Source organism: Lysobacter avium, from assembly GCF_015209745.1.
Classification (GTDB): Bacteria; Pseudomonadota; Gammaproteobacteria; order Xanthomonadales; family Xanthomonadaceae; genus Novilysobacter; species Novilysobacter avium.
This window is the reverse complement of record NZ_CP063657.1, coordinates 465,257-488,792: the sequence shown is the minus strand read 5'-3', so window position 1 is coordinate 488,792 and position 23,536 is coordinate 465,257. Positions and strand designations below refer to the sequence as shown.

18 protein-coding genes and 2 pseudogenes are annotated in these 23,536 nt (G+C 66.2%); 10 read left to right on the top strand and 10 right to left on the bottom strand.

Annotated elements, in window-relative coordinates; translation table 11 throughout:
* Positions 1-145 precede the first annotated feature (145 nt).
* Positions 146-2,554 (top strand): TonB-dependent receptor plug domain-containing protein, encoded by a 2,409-nt coding sequence (locus tag INQ42_RS02160; RefSeq protein ID WP_194034962.1) that lies wholly within the window; start codon positions 146-148, stop codon positions 2,552-2,554.
* Positions 2,555-2,674: 120 nt separating this feature from the next.
* Here INQ42_RS02160 and clpB read toward each other — a convergent pair whose 3' ends face one another.
* Positions 2,675-5,260 (bottom strand): ATP-dependent chaperone ClpB, encoded by a 2,586-nt coding sequence (gene clpB, locus INQ42_RS02155; RefSeq protein ID WP_194034961.1) that lies wholly within the window; start codon positions 5,258-5,260, stop codon positions 2,675-2,677.
* A gap of 145 nt (positions 5,261-5,405) precedes the next feature.
* Here clpB and INQ42_RS13070 point away from each other — a divergent pair, with 145 nt between their 5' ends.
* Positions 5,406-5,702, top strand: a complete 297-nt coding sequence (locus INQ42_RS13070; RefSeq protein ID WP_194034960.1) for a DUF4298 domain-containing protein — start codon at positions 5,406-5,408, stop codon at positions 5,700-5,702.
* Positions 5,703-5,746: 44 nt separating this feature from the next.
* On the opposite strand, the pseudogene pgeF reads toward INQ42_RS13070, so the two are convergent.
* Both pgeF and rluD read right to left on the bottom strand, forming a co-directional pair.
* Positions 5,747-6,571 (bottom strand): annotated as a pseudogene (gene pgeF, locus INQ42_RS02145) (peptidoglycan editing factor PgeF); the annotation flags it as partial.
* Complete coding sequence (gene rluD / locus INQ42_RS02140; protein ID WP_194034959.1) at positions 6,572-7,546, bottom strand: 23S rRNA pseudouridine(1911/1915/1917) synthase RluD; 975 nt, start codon at positions 7,544-7,546, stop codon at positions 6,572-6,574.
* Positions 7,547-7,626: 80 nt separating this feature from the next.
* Here rluD and INQ42_RS02135 point away from each other — a divergent pair, with 80 nt between their 5' ends.
* Entirely contained in the window at positions 7,627-8,472 is an 846-nt protein-coding gene (locus tag INQ42_RS02135; RefSeq protein ID WP_194034958.1) for an outer membrane protein assembly factor BamD, read from the top strand.
* A 178-nt stretch (positions 8,473-8,650) separates the two neighbouring features.
* Here the strand turns inward: INQ42_RS02135 and INQ42_RS02130 are convergent.
* Positions 8,651-9,418 (bottom strand): annotated as a pseudogene (locus INQ42_RS02130) (polysaccharide deacetylase family protein); the annotation flags it as partial.
* A 90-nt stretch (positions 9,419-9,508) separates the two neighbouring features.
* On the opposite strand from INQ42_RS02130, the gene grxD reads away from it, so the two are divergent.
* A complete protein-coding gene (grxD, locus tag INQ42_RS02125; RefSeq protein ID WP_194034956.1) occupies positions 9,509-10,438 on the top strand; it encodes a Grx4 family monothiol glutaredoxin in 930 nt (309 codons plus the stop codon).
* A gap of 21 nt (positions 10,439-10,459) precedes the next feature.
* Here the strand turns inward: grxD and INQ42_RS02120 are convergent, their stop codons facing one another.
* Positions 10,460-11,002 (bottom strand): DUF924 family protein, encoded by a 543-nt coding sequence (locus INQ42_RS02120; RefSeq protein ID WP_194034955.1) that lies wholly within the window; start codon positions 11,000-11,002, stop codon positions 10,460-10,462.
* 181 nt (positions 11,003-11,183) lie between these two features.
* Between INQ42_RS02120 and INQ42_RS02115 the strand changes: the two genes are divergently transcribed.
* Positions 11,184-12,602 (top strand): amidohydrolase, encoded by a 1,419-nt coding sequence (locus INQ42_RS02115; protein WP_194034954.1) that lies wholly within the window; start codon positions 11,184-11,186, stop codon positions 12,600-12,602.
* An 11-nt stretch (positions 12,603-12,613) separates the two neighbouring features.
* Positions 12,614-13,900, top strand: coding sequence for an amidohydrolase family protein (locus INQ42_RS02110; protein WP_194035707.1), 1,287 nt, complete (start codon positions 12,614-12,616; stop codon positions 13,898-13,900).
* A gap of 267 nt (positions 13,901-14,167) precedes the next feature.
* On the opposite strand, the gene INQ42_RS02105 is transcribed toward INQ42_RS02110, so the two are convergent.
* Complete coding sequence (locus INQ42_RS02105; protein WP_194034953.1) at positions 14,168-16,027, bottom strand: DUF885 domain-containing protein; 1,860 nt, start codon at positions 16,025-16,027, stop codon at positions 14,168-14,170.
* 185 nt (positions 16,028-16,212) lie between these two features.
* Here INQ42_RS02105 and INQ42_RS02100 point away from each other — a divergent pair, with 185 nt between their 5' ends.
* A complete protein-coding gene (locus INQ42_RS02100; RefSeq protein WP_194034952.1) occupies positions 16,213-16,557 on the top strand; it encodes a hypothetical protein in 345 nt (114 codons plus the stop codon).
* A gap of 7 nt (positions 16,558-16,564) precedes the next feature.
* The gene (locus INQ42_RS02095) at positions 16,565-17,260 is read left to right on the top strand and encodes an adenine nucleotide alpha hydrolase (protein WP_194034951.1); all 696 of its coding nucleotides are present in this window, start codon (positions 16,565-16,567) and stop codon (positions 17,258-17,260) included.
* Positions 17,261-17,325: 65 nt separating this feature from the next.
* Here the strand turns inward: INQ42_RS02095 and fghA are convergent, their stop codons facing one another.
* From fghA to frmR, 3 genes are read right to left on the bottom strand one after another with little or no spacing between them, the layout of a single operon-like run.
* A complete protein-coding gene (gene fghA / locus INQ42_RS02090) occupies positions 17,326-18,156 on the bottom strand; it encodes an S-formylglutathione hydrolase (RefSeq protein WP_194034950.1) in 831 nt (276 codons plus the stop codon).
* Positions 18,157-18,206: 50 nt separating this feature from the next.
* Complete coding sequence (locus INQ42_RS02085; RefSeq protein ID WP_194034949.1) at positions 18,207-19,316, bottom strand: S-(hydroxymethyl)glutathione dehydrogenase/class III alcohol dehydrogenase; 1,110 nt, start codon at positions 19,314-19,316, stop codon at positions 18,207-18,209.
* Between the two features lie 13 nt (positions 19,317-19,329).
* A complete protein-coding gene (gene frmR / locus INQ42_RS02080; RefSeq protein WP_194034948.1) occupies positions 19,330-19,605 on the bottom strand; it encodes a formaldehyde-responsive transcriptional repressor FrmR in 276 nt (91 codons plus the stop codon).
* Positions 19,606-20,195: 590 nt separating this feature from the next.
* Between frmR and INQ42_RS02075 the strand changes: the two genes are divergently transcribed.
* Positions 20,196-21,236, top strand: a complete 1,041-nt coding sequence (locus tag INQ42_RS02075) for a serine hydrolase domain-containing protein (RefSeq protein ID WP_194034947.1) — start codon at positions 20,196-20,198, stop codon at positions 21,234-21,236.
* A gap of 56 nt (positions 21,237-21,292) precedes the next feature.
* Positions 21,293-21,796 (top strand): nuclear transport factor 2 family protein, encoded by a 504-nt coding sequence (locus tag INQ42_RS02070; RefSeq protein ID WP_194034946.1) that lies wholly within the window; start codon positions 21,293-21,295, stop codon positions 21,794-21,796.
* Positions 21,797-21,877: 81 nt separating this feature from the next.
* Here INQ42_RS02070 and INQ42_RS02065 read toward each other — a convergent pair whose 3' ends face one another.
* Positions 21,878-23,512: an NAD+ synthase gene (locus INQ42_RS02065; protein ID WP_194034945.1), complete on the bottom strand. Its 1,635-nt coding sequence runs from the start codon at positions 23,510-23,512 to the stop codon at positions 21,878-21,880.
* Positions 23,513-23,536 lie beyond the last annotated feature (24 nt).

Below are 23,536 nucleotides of genomic sequence, written 5' to 3'. Positions count from 1 at the left end.
CGGGCGGTTGCCCGTTCATCCTGCGGGCAGCCCGTCGTTGCACGCGTGTTCACCCGGCATTCCATCGGGGCCGTTTGACCCAAGCGCTAAAATTGCGTTAATAGGGAGGACGCCGTCGCTACGGCGAATTCCGGAAAACTCCCCCATGACGCCACGCCGCCTCCCCCTCGCCATCGCACTGGCCATCGCTGCTCCGGTCGCCTTCGCGCAGTCCGCGCCAGCTCCCAGAAACCCTACAACCCTTGACCAGATCATCGTCACCGGCACCCGGGTCACTGACCGCACGGTCGCCGAGTCGCAGTCGCCGATCGACATCATCACCCCCGAGATCCTGCAGGCCACCGGCACCACCGAGCTGGCGACGGCGCTCGCGCGCGCCCTGCCCTCGCTGAACTTCCCGCGTCCGGCGGTGACCGACGGCACCAGCGCGATCCGTCCGGCGCAGTTGCGCGGCCTCTCGCCCGACCAGGTGCTGGTGCTGGTCAATGGCAAGCGCCGCCACGTATCCGCCCTGCTCAACGTCAACGGCAGCATCGGCCGCGGTTCCTCGGCGGTGGATCTCAACGCCATTCCGGTCGCGGCGATCGCGCGGGTCGAGGTACTGCGCGACGGCGCCTCCGCCCAGTATGGTTCGGATGCCATCGCCGGTGTGGTCAATATCGTGCTCAAGGGCAGCGAGGGCGGCGGCGGACTGGCCGTCGACTTCGGTCGCTACTCCGCGGGCGACGGCTCGCAGTTCCAGCTCTCCGGCGACACCGGCGCGCGCTTTGCCGAAGACCGCGGCTTCGTCCACGTCGCAGGGCAGCTCGGACAACAGGATCCAACCAATCGCGCCGGTCCTTTCCAGCCCTACTCGCCGTCGGCGCTGCCCAACCAGGGCAACAATCCCGGCCTGGGTGAAGTGGGCTACATGTACGGCGATCCGCAGGTCGACTCGCGCGCGGTCTCGGCCAACGCCGGCTTCGATTTCAGCGACAACATCAGCGCCTACGCGACTGCGGCGGCCAGCAATCGGGACATCACGTCATACGCGTTTCACCGCTCACGCAACCACAGCGGCCAGGGCGCGCTGATCTCGCAGTTCTACGACGCCGGTTACGTGCCCGAAATCGCGATGCTGTCGCAGGACCGATCGCTGGTAGCCGGCCTGAAGGGCAGCAACGACAGCGGCTGGATGTGGGACGTGAGCTACAACTACGGCTACAACCACATCGACTTCCAGACCCGCAACACGCTCAACTACAGCCTCGGATCCGCCAGCCCGACCAGCTTCTATGACGGGGCGCTGGAATACACCCAGAACCTGGTGAACGCCGATGTCACCAAGACCCTGGATTGGGGAATGCAATACCCGGCGACGCTCTCGTTTGGCGCCGAATACCGCCGCGAGAAGTGGAACCAGTCCCCGGGCGAACCCAACTCCTACGCCAATGGCGGCGCGCAGGGCTTCCAGGGCTTCACGCCGCAGAACTCCGGCCATTTCGACCGCGACAGCTATGCGGCCTACATCGGCCTGGAGGCGGACTTCACCGACAAATTCTCCGCAGGCATTGCGGGGCGCTACGAGGACTACAGCGACTTCGGCAGCGAGACGTCGGGCAAGCTCTCGGCCCGCTATGAATTCACCGACGCAGTGGCATTGCGGGGCACCGTCGCGAGCGGATTCCGTGCGCCGTCGCTGTCCCAACAGCACTACCAGGTGGTGACCTCCAACTACAGCGGCGCGCTCGATCGTTTCTTCGATTCCGGAACCTTCCCCGCCAACAGCGCCGCGGCGCGTGCCCTCGGCGCGGAGCCGCTGCAGGCCGAGACCTCGCTGTCCTACAGCCTGGGGCTGGTCCTGCAGCCGATCGATCAGCTGTACCTCACCGTCGACGCCTACCAGATTGAAATCGACGACCGCATCGTGCTCTCGTCCAACCTCCCGCTGGGGTCGAATGCTGCCGCGCAGGCACTGCTGGCCAGCCTCGGGATCAACGGGGTGACCGCGGCGCGCTACTTCAACAACGCCATCGATACCCGCACCCGCGGCGTCGACGTGATCGGCAGTTACGGCGTTCCGCTGGAAAGCGGCACGCTTACCCTCACCGCCGGCTACAACTACAACAAGACCGAGGTCACCCGCGTGGCGCCCAATCCGCCGGTGCTGACCGCACTGGACGCCGACTTCTACCGCGTCGGTCGCGACGAGCAGGGCCGGATCGAGGAAGGATTCCCGCGCAACAAGACCACGCTCAGTGGAGCCTGGAACCTCGATCGCTGGGACTTCGTCCTGGGTGCGACGCGCTATGGCGAGTTCACCACCCGCGTCGGCGAGACGGGCAACCCGGACTACGACCAGACCTACGGCGCCATCTGGACGGTGGACGCCTCGGCCAGCTTCAAGCCCAGCCAGGGCTGGGCGCTGACGGTGGGTGCGGACAACCTGCTCAACGAGTATCCCGACCGCACGATCGCGCCCAACGCCAACCACAACCAGTTCCCGTACAGCAGTCAATCGCCGAGCGGCTTCAACGGCGCATTTGTCTACGGACGCATCGCCTATAAGTGGTAAGCAACGTCGCTGGATATAGGTGCACACCAGCGCCTGCAATGAAAGAGCCCCGCACATGCGGGGCTCTTTTTATTTTGGCCAGCGGTCAGAACAGCGTGGAGCCTTCAGTCCATGCCCCGCTCAGCCCTTCTTGAACACCAGATGCCCGCGCTCGGCATCGACGTGGATGGTCTCGCCGCTGATGAACTCGCCCGACAGGATCCTGCTCGCCAGCGGGTTCTCCAGTTGCTGCTGGATTGCGCGCTTCAGCGGCCGCGCCCCGTACACCGGGTCAAAGCCGACATCGGCCAGCAGGGCCAACGCACTGTCTGACAACTCCAGGGCCAGGCCGCGTTCTGCCAGACGCTTGTCCAGGCCATGTAGCTGGACCTTGGCGATCTCGCGGATCTGCTGCTTGTCCAGCGAATGGAACACCACGATGTCGTCCAGCCGGTTGATGAACTCCGGGCGGAAGTGGCTCTGCACCACGCCCATCACCGCGGCCTTCATCTGGGTGTAGCTCTCGGGTGAGTCATCACCATCCATCTCTTGGATCATCTGGCTGCCCAGGTTGGAGGTCATCACGATCACCGTGTTGCGGAAGTCGACCGTGCGGCCCTGGCCGTCGGTCAGGCGGCCATCGTCCAGGACCTGCAGCAGGATGTTGAACACGTCCGGATGCGCCTTTTCCACCTCGTCGAGCAGGATCACGCTGTAGGGCCGGCGGCGCACCGCCTCGGTCAGGTAACCGCCCTCCTCGTAACCGACGTACCCCGGGGGCGCACCGACCAGCCGGCTGACCGCGTGCTTCTCCATGAACTCGCTCATGTCGATGCGGATCATCGCCTCGGTGCTGTCAAACAGGAACTCCGCCAGCGCCTTGCACAGTTCGGTCTTGCCCACGCCGGTGGGTCCGAGGAACAGGAACGAGCCGCTGGGGCGGTTGGGGTCGGACAGCCCGGCGCGCGAGCGCCGCACCGAATCGGAGACGACCTTGATCGCCTCGTCCTGGCCGATGACGCGTTTGTGCAGCAGCTCTTCCATCTGCAGCAGCTTCTCGCGCTCGCCCTCGAGCATTTTCGAGACGGGAATGCCGGTCCAGCGGCTGACGACCTCGGCGATTTCCTCGTCGGTGACCTTGTCCTGCAGCAGGGTGAAACCCTTGGTCTCGGCCTCGTGCGCGGCCTGCGCCTGCTTTTCCAGCTCCGGCAGGCGGCCATACTGGATCTCGCTCATGCGACCGTAGTCCTGCGCGCGCTGGGCGGCCTCCAGCTCCAGCTTGGCTGCCTCGATCTTCTCCTTGATCTTCGTCGCGCCCTGCAAGGTGGCCTTCTCGGCCTTCCAGACCTCCTCCAGGTCGTTGAACTCGCGCTCGAGCACGGCGATCTCGTCCTGCAGGTCGGCCAGGCGCTGCTTGCTCGCCTCGTCCTTCTCCTTCTTCAGCGCCTCGCGCTGGATCTTCAGCTGGATCAGGCGGCGCTCCTTGCGGTCCAGCTCCTCGGGCTTGGAGTCGATCTCCATGCGGATCCGGCTGGCCGCCTCGTCCATCAGGTCGATGGCCTTGTCGGGCAACTGGCGGTCGGCGATGTAGCGGTGGCTCAGGGTGGCGGCGGCGACGATTGCCGGATCGGTGATCTCCACGCCGTGGTGGACCGCGTAGCGCTCCTTCAGACCGCGCAGGATCGCAATGGTGTCCTCCACGCTGGGCTCGCCGACCAGCACCTTCTGGAAGCGGCGCTCCAGCGCGGCATCTTTTTCAATGTACTGGCGGTACTCGTCCAGCGTGGTCGCGCCGATGCAGTGCAGCTCGCCGCGCGCCAGCGCCGGCTTGAGCATGTTGCCGGCGTCCATCGAGCCTTCGGCCTTGCCGGCGCCGACCACGGTGTGCAGCTCGTCGATGAACAGGATCACCTGGCCTTCGCTCTTGGCCAGGTCGCTGAGCACGCCCTTGAGGCGCTCCTCGAACTCGCCGCGGAACTTCGCCCCGGCGATCAGCGAGCCCATGTCCAGCGACAGCAGCCGCCGTCCGCGCAGGCCTTCCGGCACCTCGTTGTTGATGATGCGCTGGGCCAGGCCTTCGGCGATCGCGGTCTTGCCCACGCCGGGCTCGCCGATCAGCACCGGATTGTTCTTGGTCCGGCGCTGCAGCACCTGGATCGTGCGGCGGATTTCCTCGTCGCGACCGATCACCGGGTCGAGCTTGCCCGCCTCGGCCAGCGCGGTCAGATCGACGGTATATTTCTCCAGCGCCTGGCGCTGGTCCTCGGCGTTTTCCGACTGCACGGCCTCACCTCCACGAATCCTGTCGATCGCCGCCTCCAGGCGGGACTTGTCCGCGCCGGCGGCCTTCAGCGCGCGGCCAGTCTCTCCACCATCCTCCAGCGCGGCCAGCACGAACAGTTCGGTGGCAATGAAACCGTCCCCGCGCTGCTGGGCGTACTTGTCGGCCAGGTTGAGCAGGCGGGAAAGATCGTTGCCGACACTGACGTTGCCCGCCTGGCCCGAAACGGTCGGGAGATTCTGCAAGGCCTCACCGAGGCGCTCACGCAGCAATGGGACGTTGACGCCGGCCTGCGACAGCAACGGGCGCGTGCTGCCGTCCTTCTGGTCGACCAGCGCCGTCAGCAGGTGCACCGGTTCAATGACGCTGTGGTCGCGCCCGACCGCCATCGATTGCGCGTCCGCAAGCGCCTGCTGGAAGCGTGATGTGAGCTTGTCCATCCGCATGTCGTTTCCTCGAGATTCAGGGCGACCGCGCGGGGTCGCGATACCCAAGACATGAGGTTTAAGGCCGCCAGTTCAAGATCCCGCCGGCTTGTTTGCGTGCCGGTCATCGCCGTTGCGGCATGATCCCCAAAAAAGAGAACTCGACATGCCCCAATACGATCCCCAGGCAATGCAGCGGAAGTACGAGCGCTGGCGCCAACTGCACCGGCAACAGGAAGAGGCGCAGAAGCAGTGGCTTGAGGCGCAGGCCCTGCTGCACGAACTGCAGGCGTACTACCAGAGCCCGCAGTGGCGCGAGGACCACGCCAACAACGTGTCGCTCGAGTGCCACGGCGAGTACAGCATCCTCAGCGAGGACACCCTTTGGGACGTGCTGGTGGATCGCGATGAAGTGGCGAAACGCTGGATGCGCCTCGGGCTTGACGCGTTCGACGGCAAGTAGCGGCTCGATTCGGGCCCGTCTGCTTTCCGCCGGGTCCAGGAATCGGGCTGGAGCCAGACGAGTGACGCCATTCGCCCGGTGCGCTGGTCGCGGCGGTGCGAATAGAAGCGCGCCGGGTCGGCGATAGTGCACAAACCGCCGCCAAAGATGCGATCCGCCACAAGCCCCGCGCCCGTCAGGCGGCGCCGCGCCAGCGCGTACAGGTCGACATTCCAGTGCCCGGGACGGGTGGCGATGAATGCGTTCTCCGCCCAGCGGTCGCGCGAGACAAACGCATCGCGGACCTCGGGACCGACCTCGTAGTGCTGCGGACCGGCGGCCGGTCCCAGCCAGGCGATCAGGCGCTCCGGCGACGTCGCCATCGCCATCGCTGTCACCGTGGCTTCGAGCACTCCGCCGGCCAGGCCCCGCCAGCCGGCGTGGGCGGCGCCCACCTCGCTGCCGTCATCGGCGCAGAGCAGCACCGGCAGACAATCAGCGGTGAGGATGGCCAGCACCGTGCCGGGCACGGACGTCACCGCCGCGTCGGCTTCCGGCTCGTTGGATGCTTCACCCGGAGCGCGACCGCTCGACGGTCCGCTGCCCGTCGACGCCGTTGAAGCGGCATGGCTCCCTCCTGCCCGAAACACTCCCGTCCCATGCACCTGCCGCAACCACACCGGAGCCGAGGGCAGCCCCGCGACGCCGACCAGCGCCGCCCGGTTGGCGTCCACCGCCGCGGGATCGTCGCCATCGGCGGCATAGCGGTTGCCCAGGTTGAACCGCTCGAACGGCGCCACCGACACACCCGCGCCATAACGCAGCGTGGTGAGCCCGTGCACCCCGCGCGGCGCGGGCCAGTCAGCGGGCAGGAGCGGTGAGGCGCCCACTCAGCGCGCTCGCTCGAGCGCCTCGGCGGTGTCGTCGCGCAGTGCGGTCACCAGGGCCTGCATGTCCGCCGGCATCGGCGCGCTGCAGCGCACCGGCTCGCCGGTCACCGGATGCACGAACTCGAGCGTCTCGGCGTGCAGGGCCTGACGCCTGAACCCCTTGAGCGCGGTCACCAGCGCCTCATTCGCGCCACGCGGCAGTTTCAGGGACCCGCCGTACAGCGGATCGCCGATGATCGGATGCTTGAGGTGCGCCATGTGCACGCGGATCTGATGGGTACGACCCGTTTCAAGCCGGCACTCCAGCAGGGTGTGCGCGCGGAAGCGCTCGCGCAGGCGGAAGTGGGTGATCGCGTCGCGACCGTCCTCGCGCACCGCCATGCGGATGCGGTCACGCGGGTGGCGATCGATCGGCGCCTTGGCGGTGCCGCCCGACACCAGCGCGCCCGACACCACGGCCAGATACTGGCGATGGACCTCGCGCGATGACAGTTGCTCGACCAGCGCGGTGTGGGCCACCAGCGTGCGCGCCACCACCATCACCCCGGAGGTGTCCTTGTCGAGGCGATGGACGATGCCGGCGCGCGGCAGCGCGTTCAGGTCGGGCTGGCGGTACAGCAGCGCGTTGACCAGCGTCCCGTCCGGATTGCCGGCGCCCGGGTGCACCACCAGGCCGGCGGGCTTGTCGATCACGATCACGTGCTCGTCCTCGAACAGGACGTCCAGCGGAATGTCCTCCGGCTCCGAGCGCGTCTGCACGTCCGGCGTCACGTTCAGGCTGACCGACTCGCCGCCGTGCACGAGATCGCGCGGGCGCACGGAATTGCCGTCCAGCAGCACCTCACCCGACTTGATCCAGGTCGATAGCCGGGAGCGCGAATACGCCGGGAACAGCTCCGCCACCACGGCATCGAAGCGGCGGCCCGCGGCGGCGACGGGCACGGTGGCCTGGAGGGCGATCTCGGGTTGGCTCATTGGCAGGACACGGTTAAGGGCACACGGCGCGGGACTGCTATTATCGGCGCTTCGTGCCCCCGGCGCCCGTGATATCGACCATGACCCATCGTTATGCCCCCCTCCGCGTGCTGTCGCTGCTGCTGATCCTCGCTTTCATCGGCCCCGGCTGCTCCATGTTCAAGAAGAAAGACACCACTCCGGAGGCCGCGCCGGTGGAGGAGCTGTACGAGAAGGGCCACGCCGCGATGAAGCGGGGCAACTGGTCCGCCGGTGCCGCCAACTTCAAGGGCCTGGTCGCCCAGTACCCCTACGGTCCCTACACCGAGCAGGCGCTGATCGAGACCGCCTACGCGCAGTACAAGGCCGGCAATCACGAGGAAGCGATCAGCAGCATCGACCGCTTCATCCGTACCTACCCGACGCACCGCAACATCGCCTACCTGTACTACCTGCGCGGGCTGGTGAACTCCAGCCGCGATACGGTGTTCCTGCAGAAGGTCTGGAAGCTCGATCCCAGCCGCCGCGACCTGGCCACCCCGCACCAGGCCTACAACGACTTCTCCATCGTCGTGGAGCGCTATCCCAACAGCCGCTACGCCGCCGACGCGCGCGAGCGCATGGCCGAGCTGCAGAACACCTTCGCCCGGCATGAGCTGGAAGTCTCGCTGTACAACCTGCGCCGCACGGCCTATGTCGCGGCGGTGGAACGTGCGACCTACCTGCTGGAGACCTACCCCGACAGCAAGTACCAGAACGACGCGATCGCCGCCCTCGCCGCTGCGTACACGGGCCTGGGCAATGAGACCCTGGCCGCGGACACCCGCGCACGCCTGCAGAAGGCCGATCCGGGGCATCCGTACCTGGCCGGCAACTGGCCGAAGTACCCGGGTGACTGGCGCAAGCTCAACCCGTTTGCACGCGAGAAGTCGGCGCTGGATTACTGAGCGGCACCCCCGCGTTCGCAAAACATCCGCTACATCAGGAAACGCCGCCTCCGGGCGGCGTTTTGCCGTGGACGGGATTCGCCTCGCGCGGATGCGGCGAAGGTCGCCAATCAAGTCGTGCCGCGTCCGGATCGGTGGAGTTTCTGGATCCAGCCGGGCCGTCCCGCGCGTCCGCTACCGGCAGCACTGCTCGGAACCCTTGCTTCTCCAGCAGCTGCAGTAGCACTCGCAGCGTTTCCACGTTGCGCCCATGCCGGGCCCCCTCGTGCATCAATACGATCGCGCCCGGCGCCAGGTCGCGCTCGATACGCGCGACCACCACCTGCGGATCCGCGGCGACCGCGTCGAAGCCTCGTGCGCTCCAGGCGACGCGGGCGAGGCCGTGCTCGCGCAGCGCGGTGGCGACGAACGGATTGGCCATGCCGACCACGGCACGGAACCAGCGCGGCGCGACGCCGGCGATCGCCGTCAGCTCGGCCTGCGCAAGACCGATCTGCTCGCGCATCCGCGCCGGGCCCAGCGCCCAGAACACCGACTGCGGGTGGCTGTGGCTGTGGTTGCCGATCCCGTGCCCGCGCCTCACGATCTCGCGCACCAGCTCGGGTCGTTCACGCGCACGCTCGCCCACCAGGAAGAACGTCGCCTTGGCGGCATGCGCATCCAACAGGTCCAGCACCGCCACGGTGTCATCCGATGGACCGTCATCGATGGTCAGCCACACCACGCGCTCCTCGGTCGGCAGGCGAGTCAGAACCGGGCTGAACAGCCGCGAATCGGGCGTCAGCGTGCCCCACAGGAACGGCAGATGGGTGGCCAGCATCGCCGGCAGGCCGACCAGCCATCCCCAGCGCCACCAGACCGCCGCCACCACCAGTTGGGACGCGAGCAGGATTATCCACCACGCGTGCGGACGACGGGGAACACGGTGGGCTACGGGGATCGCCATGATCTGGATCATGCCAGCGTCAGCCACGCCTCGTTACACTGGCCGGCCTACCCGGGACGTAATCCGTCCGCATCTTACGGAAGCCTTGTCATGTCACTTGATCCCGCACTGCGCTCGCGCATCGAAGAACTGCTCACCACCAACCGCGTCGTCCTGTTCATGAAGGGCGAGCCGGCGGCGCCCCAGTGTGGGTTCTCGGCCAAGGCGGTCGGACTGCTGGGCGCGACCGGGGTGAAGTACCAGCACGTGGACGTGCTCTCGGATCCCGAGATCCGCGAAGGCATCAAGGTCTACGGCGAATGGCCGACGATCCCGCAGCTCTACATCGACAAGGAGCTGGTCGGCGGCAGCGACATCATCGAGCAGATTGCCCGCTCCGGCGAGCTGTACACCGCGCTGGGCGTGCCGGCCCCGGACCGCACGCCACCGGATATCACCATTACGCCGGCGGCGGCGCAAATGCTTGGCGAGGCCGTGGGCAACGCCGGCAAGGGATATGCGTTGCAGGTCGAGATCGACCCGCGCTTCAACGCCCGCCTGCAGCTGGCTCCCGTCGATGACAACGCCATCACCAGCGAGGCCGAAGGCCTGCGCGTGCAGTTCGACGTCGCCAGCGCCCAGCGCGCACGCGGCCTGTCGATCGACTGGGTCGAGGACGAGCGTGGCCGCGGCCTGGTGATCGACAACCCCAACGCACCACCCAAGGTAAGCGTGCTGGAAGTGACCGAGGCGGCCGCCAAGGTGGTCGACGGCGACGTCGTGCTGGTGGATACGCGCCCGGCCGAGGAACGTGCGGTGGCCTCGGTCAAGGTTCCCTTCAAGACGCTCGACGGCAACGGTCGCGCGGAACTGGAAGACCTGCCCCGGGACACCGGGCTGGCGTTCATCTGCCACACCGGCGTGCGCAGCGCCCAGGTCGCCGAAGACTTCCGCGCGCTCGGCTTCAAGCGCCTGTACAACGTCGCCGGCGGCATCGCCGAGTGGAGCGCGAAGGTCGATCCGAGCGTGCCGACCTACTGAGCCGGCGCGCTCGCGGCGGCTTCAGCCACTGAAGCCGCCCTCGTCCAGCCACGCCTGTTCGGTCGGCGTGGTGGCACGTCCAAACAGCGCGTTGCGGTGCGGGAACCGCCCGAAACGCTCGATGATCGCCTGATGGTGCACGGCCCACTTGTCGGGCTCCTCGCCGGGCATGGTCCGGTGCAGTTCGACGGACCGCTGCTGCTGCATCGGATCCTCGCTGTGGGTGAAGGGCAGATAGAAGAAGCGTCGCAGCTCGGGATCGATCTGGGTGTCGAAGCCGTGCCCGACCGCCCGCGTGGCGACCTCGCAGGCCAGGGGATCGGTGGCGTAGGCGTGCGCGCTGCAGCGGAAGATGTGGCGCGGGACCTGGTCCAGCAGCAGGACCAGCGCCATCGCGCTTTCCGCCGACTCCATCCACTCGTGCAACTCGCCGCGCGAGGCGGCCATGTGCGCTTCCCCCAGCTGCTCGCGCACCCGTCGGTCGAAGGCTTCGCCGCCCCCGAACCACATGTCGGGGCCGGCCTCACGCCAGAATTCAAGGACCGCTGCGGCCGTCGTGTCCATCGGGCACCTCTTCATCAGGAAAGGCGTCGAAGGTAGCAGGAGCTGCGTCTACGGCGCGGTGAACAGCCGACCGGGCTGGCTGCATGACCAACGTCACTCTTGGCACCGCTGCGGTCCGCGGCTACGGTGAATGCATGGCAACGCTGGCGCAATCGCCGCCGCGACCCAAAGGGGAAATCCAATGCTACGACCACATACCGCGCTGCTCGCGGCCGCGCTCGCGCTGGCACTCGGCGCCGCAGCGTCGACCGCCGACGCGCGCCCCTCCTCGCTGCCCGATCCCTATCCGAGCACCTACCAGGTGATTGCCTCGCCGGCCGTGCTGCTGCAGGGTGCGACCGTGCTCACCGGCACCGGCGAGCGGATGGAGGGCGCCGACGTGCTGATGGTGGACGGCCGAATCGCCGGAGTCGGCGTAAACCTGTCTGTACCCGCCAACACGACCGTCGTCGATGGGCGCGGCAAGTGGGTGACTCCGGGCATCATCGATGTGCACTCGCACCTGGGCGTCTACCCGAGTCCTGGCGTGCGCGCGCACAGCGACGGCAACGAGATGACCGCGCCGGTGACCGCGGCAGTGTGGGCCGAGCATTCGGTCTGGCCCCAGGATCCGGGTTTCAACGCCGCCCGCGCCGGCGGCATCACCTCGCTGCAGATCCTCCCGGGCTCGGCGAACCTGATCGGCGGTCGCGGGGTGACGCTCAAGAACGTGCCCGCGGTCAGCTACCAGGCGATGAAGTTTCCCGGCGCGCCGTGGGGGCTGAAAATGGCCTGCGGCGAGAACCCCAAGCGCGTCTATGGCGAGAAGGGCGGCCCGGCGACGCGCATGGGCAACGTCGCCGGCTATCGAGCCGCGTTCATCGAGGCCGCCGAGTACCTGAAAAAGAACGGCGGCGGCAACGATTCGGCCCGCAAAAAAAGCCGCTGGGGCAGGCAGGACGAGGCCGAAAGCGCCGGCAAGCAGGACCTGAAGCTGGAAACCCTCGCCGGTTCGATCAACGGCGACATCCGCGTGCACATCCACTGCTACCGCGCCGACGAGATGACGACGATGCTCGACCTGGCCGACGAGTTCGGCTTCCGCATCGCCGCCTTCCACCACGGCGTGGAGGCCTACAAGATCGCCGACAAACTGGCCCGCTCCGGCACCTGCGCCGCGCTGTGGTCGGACTGGTGGGGCTTCAAGCTGGAAGCATTCGATGGCATCCAGGAAAACATCGCGCTGGTGGACCGCCAGCCGGGCAGCTGCGCGATCCTGCACAGCGATTCGGCCGACGACATCCAGCGCCTCAACCAGGAGGCCGCCAAGGTGATGGCGCACGCGCAACTGGCCGGCATCGAGATCGCACCGGAGCGGGCGATCCTCTGGCTGACCGCCAACCCGGCCAAATCCATGGGCATCGCCGATAAGACCGGCACGCTGGAAACGGGGAAAATGGCCGACGTGGTGCTCTGGAGCGGCAATCCCTTCAGCGTGTACGCCAAGGCCGAGCAGGTCTACGTCGACGGCGCACGCGTGCATGACCTCAACGATCCTTCGCGGCGGGCGACCTCGGACTTCATGCTCGGCCAGCCCGCCACCACCGGAGGCGCCCTGTGAAGCGCCTCGCAATGACGTCGCTGGCCGCGGCCGTGCTGGCACTGTGCGCGATTCCTGCCACCGCGCAGGAGTTGCTGATTCGCAACGCCACCGTGCACACCGGGACGAGCCCGGCGTCCCTGACCAACACCGACGTACTCGTCAGCGGCGGCGTTATCCGCCAGATCGGTGCGGCGCTGACCGCGCCGGCCGGCGTGCGGGTCGTGGACGCGAACGAGCGCCGCCTGACGCCGGCCCTGTTCGGGGGCATCACGGGGATCGGCATCGAGGAGGTCTCCGGCGAGCGCTCGACCGTGGACAGCCGGCTCGGACTGGGGGCAGCGGGCATGCCGGTGCGCCCGGAGTTCGACGTGACGCTCGCCTACAACCCCGACTCGCTGCTGATCCCGGTCGCCCGGATCGAGGGCATTGGCTGGACCCTGCTGGGCGCCGGCAGTGACAGCGAAGGCTCGATCATCGGCGGCCAGGGCGGTGTGTTCCGCCTCGACGGCAGCGCGGACCCGATCGGGCCGAAGGCCCTGTTTGTCGACATCGGCGCGGATGCGGCCGGGCTGAGCGGACAGTCGCGAGCGGCGCAGTGGATGATCCTGGACCAGTTGGTGGACGAGGTGCGCGGCCGGATCCCGGCTGACGCCAAGGCAGCGTTGTTGACGCCCGCCGGGCGCAAGTCACTGGCGACCTATCTGGACAACGGCGGTCGCGTCGTGGTCGCAGTTGACCGCGCCGCCGACATCCGCCAGTTGTTGCGCTGGGCGGCGAAACACAAGGTCAGGATCGCCATCCTCGGCGGCGCGGAGGCGTGGAAGCTGGCACCCCAGCTGGCAGCGGCGGACGTGGCGGTGTTCGTCAATCCGCTGGACACCTTGCCGTCGAGCTTCGACCAGATCGGCGCGACGCCGGAAAATGCCGCCCGGCTGGCAGCAGCCGGAGTGACGGTGGGCTTCAGTCAGAGCGGCGACGGATCCCACAACGCGCGCAAGATCCGCCAGGCGGCCGGCAATGCCGTGGCCCACGGCCTGCCCTGGGACCTTGGCGTGGCCGGTCTGACGTCGGTGCCAGCGAAGATCTTCGGCGTCGCTGACACTTTCGGCAGCATCGCCGTTGGCAAGCGTGCCGACATGGTGCTGTGGAGCGGCGACCCTCTGGAAGTGAATGCGGTGGCCACCCAGGTCTGGTTCGACGGCAAGCCGATCCCGATGCGCAGCCGGCAGACGGATCTGCGGGATCGGTATCTGCAGCCGGATGTTCCGGCTGAGCGCGGCGGTTTGCCGCCGGCGTATCCAGCGGCAGTGCGTTAGTAGAAGCGCCGAGGACGCATACCCTTGGGTGCGAATGTCCCCCGGCACCGGTCAAACCGGTGCCTCCTCCTTTACTTCACACCCAAGGGCATGCATCCCCGACGTTAAATAGTGGCGGCTGTTGCGGAAGGTAAATCCGGCGGCTCCGAACCCACAGCGTAGGGGCGGGACTTGCCGGCCTTCGGGGCGAAATAAAGGAGGAGGCCTCCGCCGCAGGCGGAGGCCGGGGGACATTCGCCACGAAGGTCGGCAGGGTCCGCCCCGACCTCAGCCCGCCTTTTTCTCGTCCACGATCCACTGGTCGATACGCCGCTCCAGCAGGGTCAGCGGCATCGCGCCGCCGCCAAGAATCGCGTCGTGGAAACGGCGGATGTCGAAATCACCGCCCAGTTCGGCTTCGGCCTTCGCGCGCAGCTGCTGGATCTTGATCATGCCGATCTTGTAGGCCGTCGCCTGGCCGGGCCAGGTGATGTAACGGCGCACTTCGGCCTCGATCGCCTCGGTCGGGATCGAGCTGTTCTCGGCGAAATACGCCACCGCCTGCTGCTGGGTCCAGCCCTTGGCATGCATGCCGGTGTCGACCACCAGGCGGATCGCCCGCCACATCTCCGAGGTCAGGCGGCCGTACTCGGAGTACGGGTCGGTGTAGGTGCCCGGCATCTCGCGCGCGAGCCACTCGGCGTACAGGCCCCAGCCCTCGGCGTAGGCGGTGAACCCGGCCTGCTTGCGGAATTCCGGTACGCCTTCCAGTTCCTGCGCGATGGCGATCTGCATGTGGTGGCCCGGCAGTCCCTCGTGGTAGGCGATGACCTCCAGCTCGGTCTTCGGCATCGCGTTCATGTCCGACAGGTGCGCGTAGTACACGCCCGGCCGGCTGCCATCCGGGGTGCTGGGATAGTAGTGCTGCGCCGCGCCGTCCACCTCGCGGAACGCCTCCACCCGCTTGACCACGATGTCGGCTTTGGGCAGCAGGCCGAAGTAGTTGGGCAACTGCTGCTTGATGGTGGCGATCGCCTTGCTGGCGTCATCGATGTACGCCTGGCGCCCCGCATCGGTGTTGGGATACTTGAACTGCGGGTCGGTGCGCATGAAGTGGAAGAACGCCTGCAGGTCGCCCTTGAACCCGACGCGCTCTTTCAGTGCCTCCATCTCGCCGCGGATCCGCGCCACTTCGTCCAGTCCGATCTGGTGCACTTCATCGGGGGTGAGGTCGGTCGTGGTCGATGCCTGCAGGCGCTGGGCGTAATAGGCCTTGCCATCGGGATGGGTGGTGCCGACGCCGGAGGGATTGGCCTTGGCGTTCGGGAGGTCGGCCTTGAACCAGGCGAGCATTTCCGCATACGCCGGCTGCACCGCTTCCACCAGCGCGGCGCGGGCCTGCGCCTTCAACTCGGCCGCACGTGCCGCATCGATCTTGCCGGCCTTCACCAGCCCATCGGCCTTGGCCTGCGCGTCGGCCCACAGCGCGCTGTCGGCGCCGTCAGTAAACGGGGCGCCGGTGACCACCTTGCCACCCTGCTCGAGCACGCCCTCGTGGGCGAAACGCGGCGGCCGGATGCCCTTCTTCGCCGAAATTTTCACCTGCTCCATCAGCTGCCCGAAAGCCCGCGGCGCCTCGCGAAGTCGGGCGATATAGGCAAGGTAATCCGATTCGTCCTCCACCTTGTGGAAGTTGATCAGGAAGGTCGGCAGCTGCGATTGCATGCCGCCCATCTGTTCGAACGGATACTGGTGATCGACAAACCGGTGGCCGGCCTTTGACTGCTCGACCTGGTACTTGAACAGGTCCCACGAGAGCTGGGCATCGTCGCCGAGCGCGCCGTAATCGAAGTTCGACTGCATTTCCTGCAGCGCAGCGATCTGCCACGCCAGTTGGCGCTCCCCTGCCGCACGTGACAGGTCGTCGATCTCGGAATACCGATCCTTGCGGCCCAGGAAGGTCATCTGGATCGGGCTGAACTGCAACTGCTCCTCGTACTTGCGCTCGAACCACGCGTTGAGGCGCGCGTCCTCGCTGGGGGCCTGGACGGACGCGGCGGTCGGCGCCGCGGCTTTGGTGGTGACGCCGGGCGAGCAGGCGACACACAGGGCAAGGGACAACGCGGATACTGCGAGGATGCGACGCATGGGCACTCCAGGGACGGAATGGGAGCGGCGCTCCCGGTGTCCCGATGATGCCGGATGGGAAGGTGGGTATGCGCAGTGCCAAAAGACCTGCGGGCTTGTCAGCTCGCGCAACAAGGATTGGCTTCACCCCTATCCGATCGCCGGCACCCTAAGCTGGGGTATTCAGAAAAAAAGGATTTTTACGCATGGCTACCCGCTACTACATCACCCTCCCCGACGGCGCGCGCGCGCGCGGCGCCGACCCGGACCTGTCCTTCACCGCCCAGAGCGGCCCTGGCTTCGCCGCGGAGCTGCAGTCCGCGTTGCGCGGGGACACTCTTTTCGAGCGCTGGCGGCTCAAGCAGGACGAACCTGACGAGGTCGACCGATCCCTTGCGGCCACCGACCCGGACGCGACGGTGGAAGGTGCACAGGACGACCTGCACATCGACCTGGTCGTGACCACCAACATCCCGGGAACCGTCCTGAAGCAGCGCCTGCGCCTGCTCGCCGGCAGCGCGTGGGAACTGCGCGACGTCAAGTCCGCCTGAGCGACCGATGTCGCGCCGGATCCTGCTCGCGTGGAGCGGCGGCAAGGACGCCGCCTGGACGCTGCACCACCTGCGTGGCCGCGACGACGTCGAGGTGGTCGGCCTGCTGACCACCCTCAACGGCGACTTCCAGCGGGTCGCCATGCACGGCATCCGCCGCGACGTGTTGCGCGCGCAAGCCAACGCCGTCGGCCTGCCGCTGCTGGAGTCGGTGATCCCGCACGGCTCGGACAACGACACCTACGAGGCCACCTTCGCCGCCAGTCTGCGTCAGGCGCGCGATCGCTGGCCGGGCATCGACACGGTCGCGTTCGGCGACCTGCTGCTGGCAGACGTCCGCGATTGGCGCGAGGCGATGTGCGCCCGCCACGGCTGGAGCATCCTCACGCCGTTGTTCGGCAGCGATACCACCGCGCTGGCGCCCGAGATGCTCGACGGTGGCCTGCGCACCCATCTGTGCTGCGTGGATACGCAACAACTGGACGCGCGCTTCGCCGGCCGCCTCTTCGATACGACGCTGCTGGCGGACCTTCCCGCCGGCGCAGACCCCTGCGGCGAGAACGGCGAGTTCCACACCCTGGTTGAAGACGGCCCGATGTTCCAGCGGCCGCTTCAGCTGCAGCGTGGGGACACCGTGCTGCGCGACGGACGTTTCGCGTTTACCGACTTCCAGCTCGCGGATCAGACCACCGCGTCGTCCTGAACCACAGCCGAGCCGCGCGCGGGGTGCCTTCAAGCGACCCCGCGCGCCATCCCTATCCCCGATGATCAGCCCTTCATCGCCTTGGCGTGGTGGGCGATGTGCTCGCCGATGAAGCTGGCGATGAAGTAGTAGCTGTGGTCATAGCCCGGCTGCATGCGCAGGGTCAGCGGGTGACCGGCCGCCTCGCAGGCCTGCTGCAGAAGCTGCGGGCGCAACTGCTCCTCGAGGAAGTTGTCGGCATCGCCCTGGTCGACCAGCAGCGGCAGGCGCTCGCTGGCATTGGCGACCAGCGCGGTGGCATCCCACTGCTTCCACTCTTCGCGATCATCACCGAGGTAGGCGCTGAACGCCTTCTCGCCCCACGGCACCTGGCTGGGCGCAACCACCGGCGAGAACGCCGACACGCTGCGGAACATGCCCGGGTTGCGCAGCGCGATCACCAGCGCGCCGTGGCCGCCCATCGAGTGCCCGCTGATACCGCGCGCGGTGGTGGTCGGGAAATGCGCATCCACCAGCGCCGGCAGCTCCTGGGTGATGTAGTCGTACATCCGGTAGTGCTTCGCCCACGGTTCGCGGGTCGCGTTGAGGTAGAAACCCGCGCCCTGGCCGAGGTCGTAGGCCTCGTCATCGGCGACGCCCTCGCCGCGCGGGCTGCTGTCGGGCGCCACCAGGATCACGCCGTGCTTGGCCGCATAGCCCTGCGCGCCGGCCTTGGTGATGAAGTTCTGTTCGTTGCAGGTCAGGCCCGACAGCCAGTACAGGACCGGGCACGGCCCCTGCTTGGCCTGCGGCGGCAGGTAGACCGCAAAGTCCATGTCCACGCCCAGGGTGCTGGACGCGTGCTGCCAGACTTCCTGGCTGCCGCCAAAACTGGCGTGCTGTTCAATCTGTTTCATGAGTCACCTCGTAGCGAAGGATGGCGCAGGTGCAGGGATCGATTGCGCGATCAGTAATGGATCACGGTGCGGATCGACTCGCCCGCGTGCATCAGCTCGAACGCCTCGTTGATCCGCTCCAGCGGCAGGGTGTGGGTCACGAATGGCGCCAGCTGGATATCGCCGCGCATCGCGTCCTCCACCATGCCGGGCAGCTGGGTCCGGCCCTTGACCCCGCCGAACGCGGTGCCCATCCATTTGCGCCCGGTCACCAGCTGGAACGGCCGCGTGCTGATCTCCTTGCCCGCACCGGCGACGCCGATGATCACCGACTGGCCCCAGCCACGATGTGCACATTCCAGCGCCGCGCGCATCACGTTGACGTTGCCGATGCACTCGAAGCTGTGGTCCACGCCCCAACCGGTCATCTCGACGATGACCTCCTGGATCGGTGTCTCATGGTCCTTGGGATTTACGCAGTCGGTCGCGCCCATCTGCCGGGCCAGCTCGAACTTCTCGGCGTTGGTGTCGATGGCGATGATCCGCCCGGCCTTGGCCTGCACCGCGCCCTGGATGACCGCCAGGCCGATCGCGCCCAGGCCGAAGACCGCCACGCTGTCGCCCTCGGCCACCTTGGCGGTGTTGCGGACCGCACCGATACCGGTCGTCACGCCACAACCCAGCAGGCAGACGTGTTCAGGGTTGGCCTCCGGGTTGACCTTCGCCAGCGAAACCTCGGCCACCACCGTGTACTCGCTGAAGGTCGAGCAACCCATGTAGTGGTAGATCGGCTCGCCGTTGTAGGAGAAGCGCGTGGTGCCGTCGGGCATCACGCCCTTGCCCTGGGTCGCACGCACCGCGACGCACAGGTTGGTCTTGCCGCTCTTGCAGAACAGGCACTCGCCGCACTCGGCGGTGTACAGCGGAATCACGTGATCGCCCGGTTTGACGCTGGTCACGCCCTCGCCGACCTCCACCACGATGCCCGCGCCCTCATGCCCGAGCACGGCCGGAAACACGCCCTCGGGGTCATCGCCCGACAGGGTGAACGCGTCGGTGTGGCACAGCGCGGTGTGGGTGATCTTGACCAGGACCTCGCCCTTGCGCGGCGGCTCGACATCGATCTCGACGATCTGCAGGGGCTTTCCGGCTTCGAAAGCGACGGCGGCACGTGATTTCATGGCGTTCTCCAAATCATTTCAGGTAAGCGCGCACCAGCGCCACGGCATCGTCGATGCCCGCCTGGCGGCGTGAAGGATCCTCAGCAGGGCTTCCCAGCTCCTCGCGCAGATGGCTTTCCAGCACCTGCGACATTACGCCGTTGACCGCGCCGCGGATCGCGGCGATCTGCTGCAGTACCGGCCCACAGTCCGCCCCCGCCTCCAGCGCACGCTCCAGGGCTTCCAGCTGTCCCCGCGCGCGGCGGACCCTGGCCAGGACACGTTTCTTTTCTTCGGGGGAGTGCGGCATGACGTGGCGTCTCGGATACTGGGGGAGAGTATACACTCACCCGGCCAGAGGCAGTACGGGGATTTGCCACCGCCACCAGCGCCGTGTGATTGCCCCGCGTGGCATCGACAGAGAGTATGACCCCAGATGAACCGGAATACTCCACCAAGCCATACGTTTCGACGTGCATAGCGCATGTCGGCAATCTCTTGCGTCTATGCGCTGATGCGAGCACCTATGCGTCATCTTTCGCGAAGCGCAAAATCAGCCGTGCTGGGTCAACCGTAGCGAAGATGGGTCGATCATCGGCAACCGTAAATTCGACAAAGGCGTCTTTCCATTGCTTTCGTCGCGCCATTTCCTGTTTCGTCGCACAAGCCTTGCAACGAGTCCGGCAACTTGCGACCTTGCAGGCACGACCCACCCATTCTCTTATTACTGATAACACGGTGTTGGAGCTCACTTTCGCCTTGTCAGCGGTTCGCTCTGAGAACGCGGATGGTGATGTTACCTATCAGGCTCCTCGAGGGTGACCAATGCCTAATTCAAGATTTCAATTGCTATGTCTCCTGTTGATTGGAATAAGTGCTTGCAGTGCGCATCAACCTCCCGTGACAGCACAAGAGAGAACTTATCTCTCCAACATCGATCAAGCGCTTGCGACCGAACTTCCGGCCATACTTGTAGATGCCGGCGTCGCGAGTGTTTCCGTAGCTCAGATTGAGGGAAATCGGATTGTCGCTCTGCAGGCGGCCGGGTTGCAGGCTCCGGGGCAGCCGGCCACGCCTGATACTCGCTACAACGTCGCTTCGCTGACCAAACCAATTACCGCCGAGGTTACGCTTCGCTTGATCTCAGAGGGAAGGTTCACCCTGGATGAGTCGATGGCGCGGTACTGGGTGGATCCGGACATTGCCGATGATCCCAGAGCCACCTTGCTGACGCCTCGACTCTCGTTGAGCCATCAAACAGGGTTTCCGAACTGGCGCGATCCCGTCGAAGGTCTGAAGTTCGAGGGCGACCCAGGCATGGCACCCGGGTATTCAGGGGAAGGGTATGAATATCTCGCGGCATTCATTGGGAAGCGCACTGGCGCTGGCTTGGAAGCGCAAGCAAAGCGGCTTGTATTCAAGACCATTGGCATGTCAGCCACCTCTTACACCCTACAGTCGAGTGACGCACGAGCGATTGCGCAAGGCAGGGACGCGGACGGCAAGTGGCAATTGCCAACGATCAGGCAGCGCGCGCTTGCATCAGATGACTTGTATACCACTGCACGGGACTACGCCAGATTCATGATCTCTCTGATGGATGATCAGGGATTGAGCTCGGCTATTGCCGCTGAACGTGGAATGATTCAAGCGGATCGCCGGGAAGAAACCTGCAAGAACATTCCGTCAGAGCTTTGTCCTGAAAAAGCAGGCTTCGCGCTGGGCTGGGAACTGCTTGTGCTCAATGGCCAACGCTATTTCATGCACACAGGCGCCGACGACGGTGCTTTTGCACTGGCTTACTGGGATGCGAACAACCGCAAGGGCACGGTGATCCTAACCAACAGCGACGAGGGATATCGCGTGGTCTTGCCAATACTCGCCCAGATTGGGGCCAACCCCGAGTACGTCGACCTGCTTCGCGCGATGGCGGCAAACTAGATCAGCGACAGATACGCACGTACTTAATCCACAAAAACACAGTCAAGGGAAAATTCATGAAGCGTCAGTCATCGATTCTGCTGATCTATCTGGCCTCATTCACCCTGGGGATTTCATCTGCGTTCGCTGGATCCGGACAGCAGGAAACAAACAGCTCCAAGGACACGCTCTTCACCAAGGTTACCGGCCTGGACAAAGCCATGTTCGATGCTTTCAATCATTGCAGTGACCCCAAGCAGCTGAAGCTTCACGCCTCCTACTTTGCTCCTGACGTTGAGTTCTACCATGACACCGGCGGCGTGACCTGGACGCGCGACGAGATGATCGCGAACACGGAAAAATATGCCTGCAGCCACTATAGACGCGAACTGATTCCGGGAACGCTCGAGGTTTTCCCCGTGAAGGACTTCGGCGCAATCGCGAAGGGCACGCACCGTTTTTGCCAGAGTGATAATGGCAAGTGCGAAGGGAAGGCAGACTTCCTTCTGGTGTGGCAAGAGAAAGATGGCCGGTGGCAAATCACTAGATCACTGAGCTTTGGGCACAGACCAAACAACTGATCGTCACTCGTAAGCCGGTTGGTTTCACCGTCCCGCAAACCTCACTGCACCGTCTAAGTTAGCGTTCTGTCCGCGCCCCCCCTACTCGCGAAACCCATTACTGATCGGATACCTCCGCTCACCACCAAACGCCCGCCGCGACAGTTTCGGACCCGGTGCGGCCTGGTGACGCTTCCACTCGCTGATCCGGACCAGGTGCAGCACGCGGTCGACGACGGCAGCATCGAATCCGGCGCGGACAACCTCGTCGCGTGACTGCTCCTGGTCGATGTAGCGGCGCAGGATCGCGTCGAGCACGTCGTAGGGTGGTAGCGAATCCTCGTCCTTCTGGTCGGCACGCAGTTCGGCCGAGGGCGGGCGTTCGATCACGCCGACCGGCACCACCGGATCACCCACCGTGTTGCGCCAGCGAGCGAGTTGGAACACCTCGCTCTTGTAGAGATCCTTGATCGGGGCGAAGCCGCCGGCCATGTCGCCGTAGATGGTCGAATAGCCGACTGCGTACTCGCTCTTGTTGCCGGTGGTCAGCACCAGGCCCCCGAATTTGTTGCTCAGCGCCATCAGGATCGCGCCGCGGATCCGCGACTGAAGGTTCTCCTCGGTGGTATCCACCGCCTGGCCTTCGAACACGTCCTCCAACGCGTCCAGATAACCCTGGAACGGCTTCTCGATGGGCACGCTCAGCAGCTCCACGCCCTGCTCTTCGCACTGTTCGGCAGCCAGGTCGTTGGACAGGCTGACGGTGTAGCGGGAGGGCATCCGCACCGCGGTGACGTTGTCGGCGCCCAGCGCGTCCACCGCGATCGCCAGCACGACCGCCGAGTCGAGGCCACCGGACAGGCCGACCCAGGCCTTCTGGAAGCCGTTCTTGCGGTAATAGTCGCGCGTCGCGCTGACCACGGCGCGCCAGGCCAGGGCGTCGCGGCTTTCGTCGCCGTCCTGCTGCCACAGCACCGGGTGGAATCGCTTGCTGGTGGCCTCGAAATCCACCACCAGCCACTGCTCGGTGAAGGCGGACGCCGCCGGATGCACGCAGCCATCGCCATCGGCGACCAGGCAGGCACCGTCGAACACCACCGAATCCTGGCCGCCCACGCAGTTGACGTAGGCGATCGGCACGCCGCTGGCGCGCGCCGCATCTTCCAGCAACTGGTCACGCCGGCCGTGCTGGTCGTGCTCGAACGGCGACGCATTGATCGACAACACCAGCTGCGCACCGGCCCCGACCGTTGAGGCGAACGGCTCGTGGAACAGCATGTCCTCGCCGACCAGCAGGCCCAGCTTGACCCCGTTGACCTCGAACACGCAGTCGCCGCCGTCGGGATCGACGACGAAATAGCGCCGCTCGTCAAAGCCGGCGTGGTTGGGCAGCTTGCGCTTGCGATAGGTCTGCTCGATCCGGCCGTCCCGCAGCACGCTGGCCGCGTTGTAGACCACCGATCCGGCCGACTCCGGCCAGCCGACAACGACGGTGATCCCGGTGGCAGCCGCGGCGATCCGTTCCATTGCGTTCTCGCAGGCGCGCAGGAACCCCGGCCGCATGAGCAGGTCCTGGGGCGGATAGCCCGATACCGCGAGCTCCGGGAACAGCACCAGGTCGGCGCCGTGGTCGTCACGCGCCTGCTCGATCAGCTCCACGATCAGGTCGGCGTTCTCATCCACGGCGCCGACGGCGAAGTCGAACTGGGCCATTGCGATGCGTAGGGACTGGGTCATGGGATTCGTCCGTCAGAGGGGTCG

What these genes read in the sequence shown, in the direction of transcription:
- rluD (WP_194034959.1), bottom strand. Translation starts at nt 7,546, where the DNA reads ATGAGCCAACCCGAGATCGCCCTCCAGGCCACCGTGCCCGTCGCCGCC.
- INQ42_RS02065 (WP_194034945.1), bottom strand. Translation starts at nt 23,512, where the DNA reads ATGACCCAGTCCCTACGCATCGCAATGGCCCAGTTCGACTTCGCCGTC.
- fghA (WP_194034950.1), bottom strand. Translation starts at nt 18,156, where the DNA reads ATGAAACAGATTGAACAGCACGCCAGTTTTGGCGGCAGCCAGGAAGTC.
- INQ42_RS02110 (WP_194035707.1), top strand. Translation starts at nt 12,614, where the DNA reads ATGACGTCGCTGGCCGCGGCCGTGCTGGCACTGTGCGCGATTCCTGCC.
- INQ42_RS02115 (WP_194034954.1), top strand. Translation starts at nt 11,184, where the DNA reads ATGCTACGACCACATACCGCGCTGCTCGCGGCCGCGCTCGCGCTGGCA.
- INQ42_RS02095 (WP_194034951.1), top strand. Translation starts at nt 16,565, where the DNA reads ATGTCGCGCCGGATCCTGCTCGCGTGGAGCGGCGGCAAGGACGCCGCC.
- INQ42_RS02105 (WP_194034953.1), bottom strand. Translation starts at nt 16,027, where the DNA reads ATGCGTCGCATCCTCGCAGTATCCGCGTTGTCCCTTGCCCTGTGTGTC.
- INQ42_RS02120 (WP_194034955.1), bottom strand. Translation starts at nt 11,002, where the DNA reads ATGGACACGACGGCCGCAGCGGTCCTTGAATTCTGGCGTGAGGCCGGC.
- INQ42_RS02135 (WP_194034958.1), top strand. Translation starts at nt 7,627, where the DNA reads ATGACCCATCGTTATGCCCCCCTCCGCGTGCTGTCGCTGCTGCTGATC.
- INQ42_RS13070 (WP_194034960.1), top strand. Translation starts at nt 5,406, where the DNA reads ATGCCCCAATACGATCCCCAGGCAATGCAGCGGAAGTACGAGCGCTGG.
- INQ42_RS02070 (WP_194034946.1), top strand. Translation starts at nt 21,293, where the DNA reads ATGAAGCGTCAGTCATCGATTCTGCTGATCTATCTGGCCTCATTCACC.
- frmR (WP_194034948.1), bottom strand. Translation starts at nt 19,605, where the DNA reads ATGCCGCACTCCCCCGAAGAAAAGAAACGTGTCCTGGCCAGGGTCCGC.
- INQ42_RS02085 (WP_194034949.1), bottom strand. Translation starts at nt 19,316, where the DNA reads ATGAAATCACGTGCCGCCGTCGCTTTCGAAGCCGGAAAGCCCCTGCAG.
- clpB (WP_194034961.1), bottom strand. Translation starts at nt 5,260, where the DNA reads ATGCGGATGGACAAGCTCACATCACGCTTCCAGCAGGCGCTTGCGGAC.
- INQ42_RS02100 (WP_194034952.1), top strand. Translation starts at nt 16,213, where the DNA reads ATGGCTACCCGCTACTACATCACCCTCCCCGACGGCGCGCGCGCGCGC.
- INQ42_RS02160 (WP_194034962.1), top strand. Translation starts at nt 146, where the DNA reads ATGACGCCACGCCGCCTCCCCCTCGCCATCGCACTGGCCATCGCTGCT.
- grxD (WP_194034956.1), top strand. Translation starts at nt 9,509, where the DNA reads ATGTCACTTGATCCCGCACTGCGCTCGCGCATCGAAGAACTGCTCACC.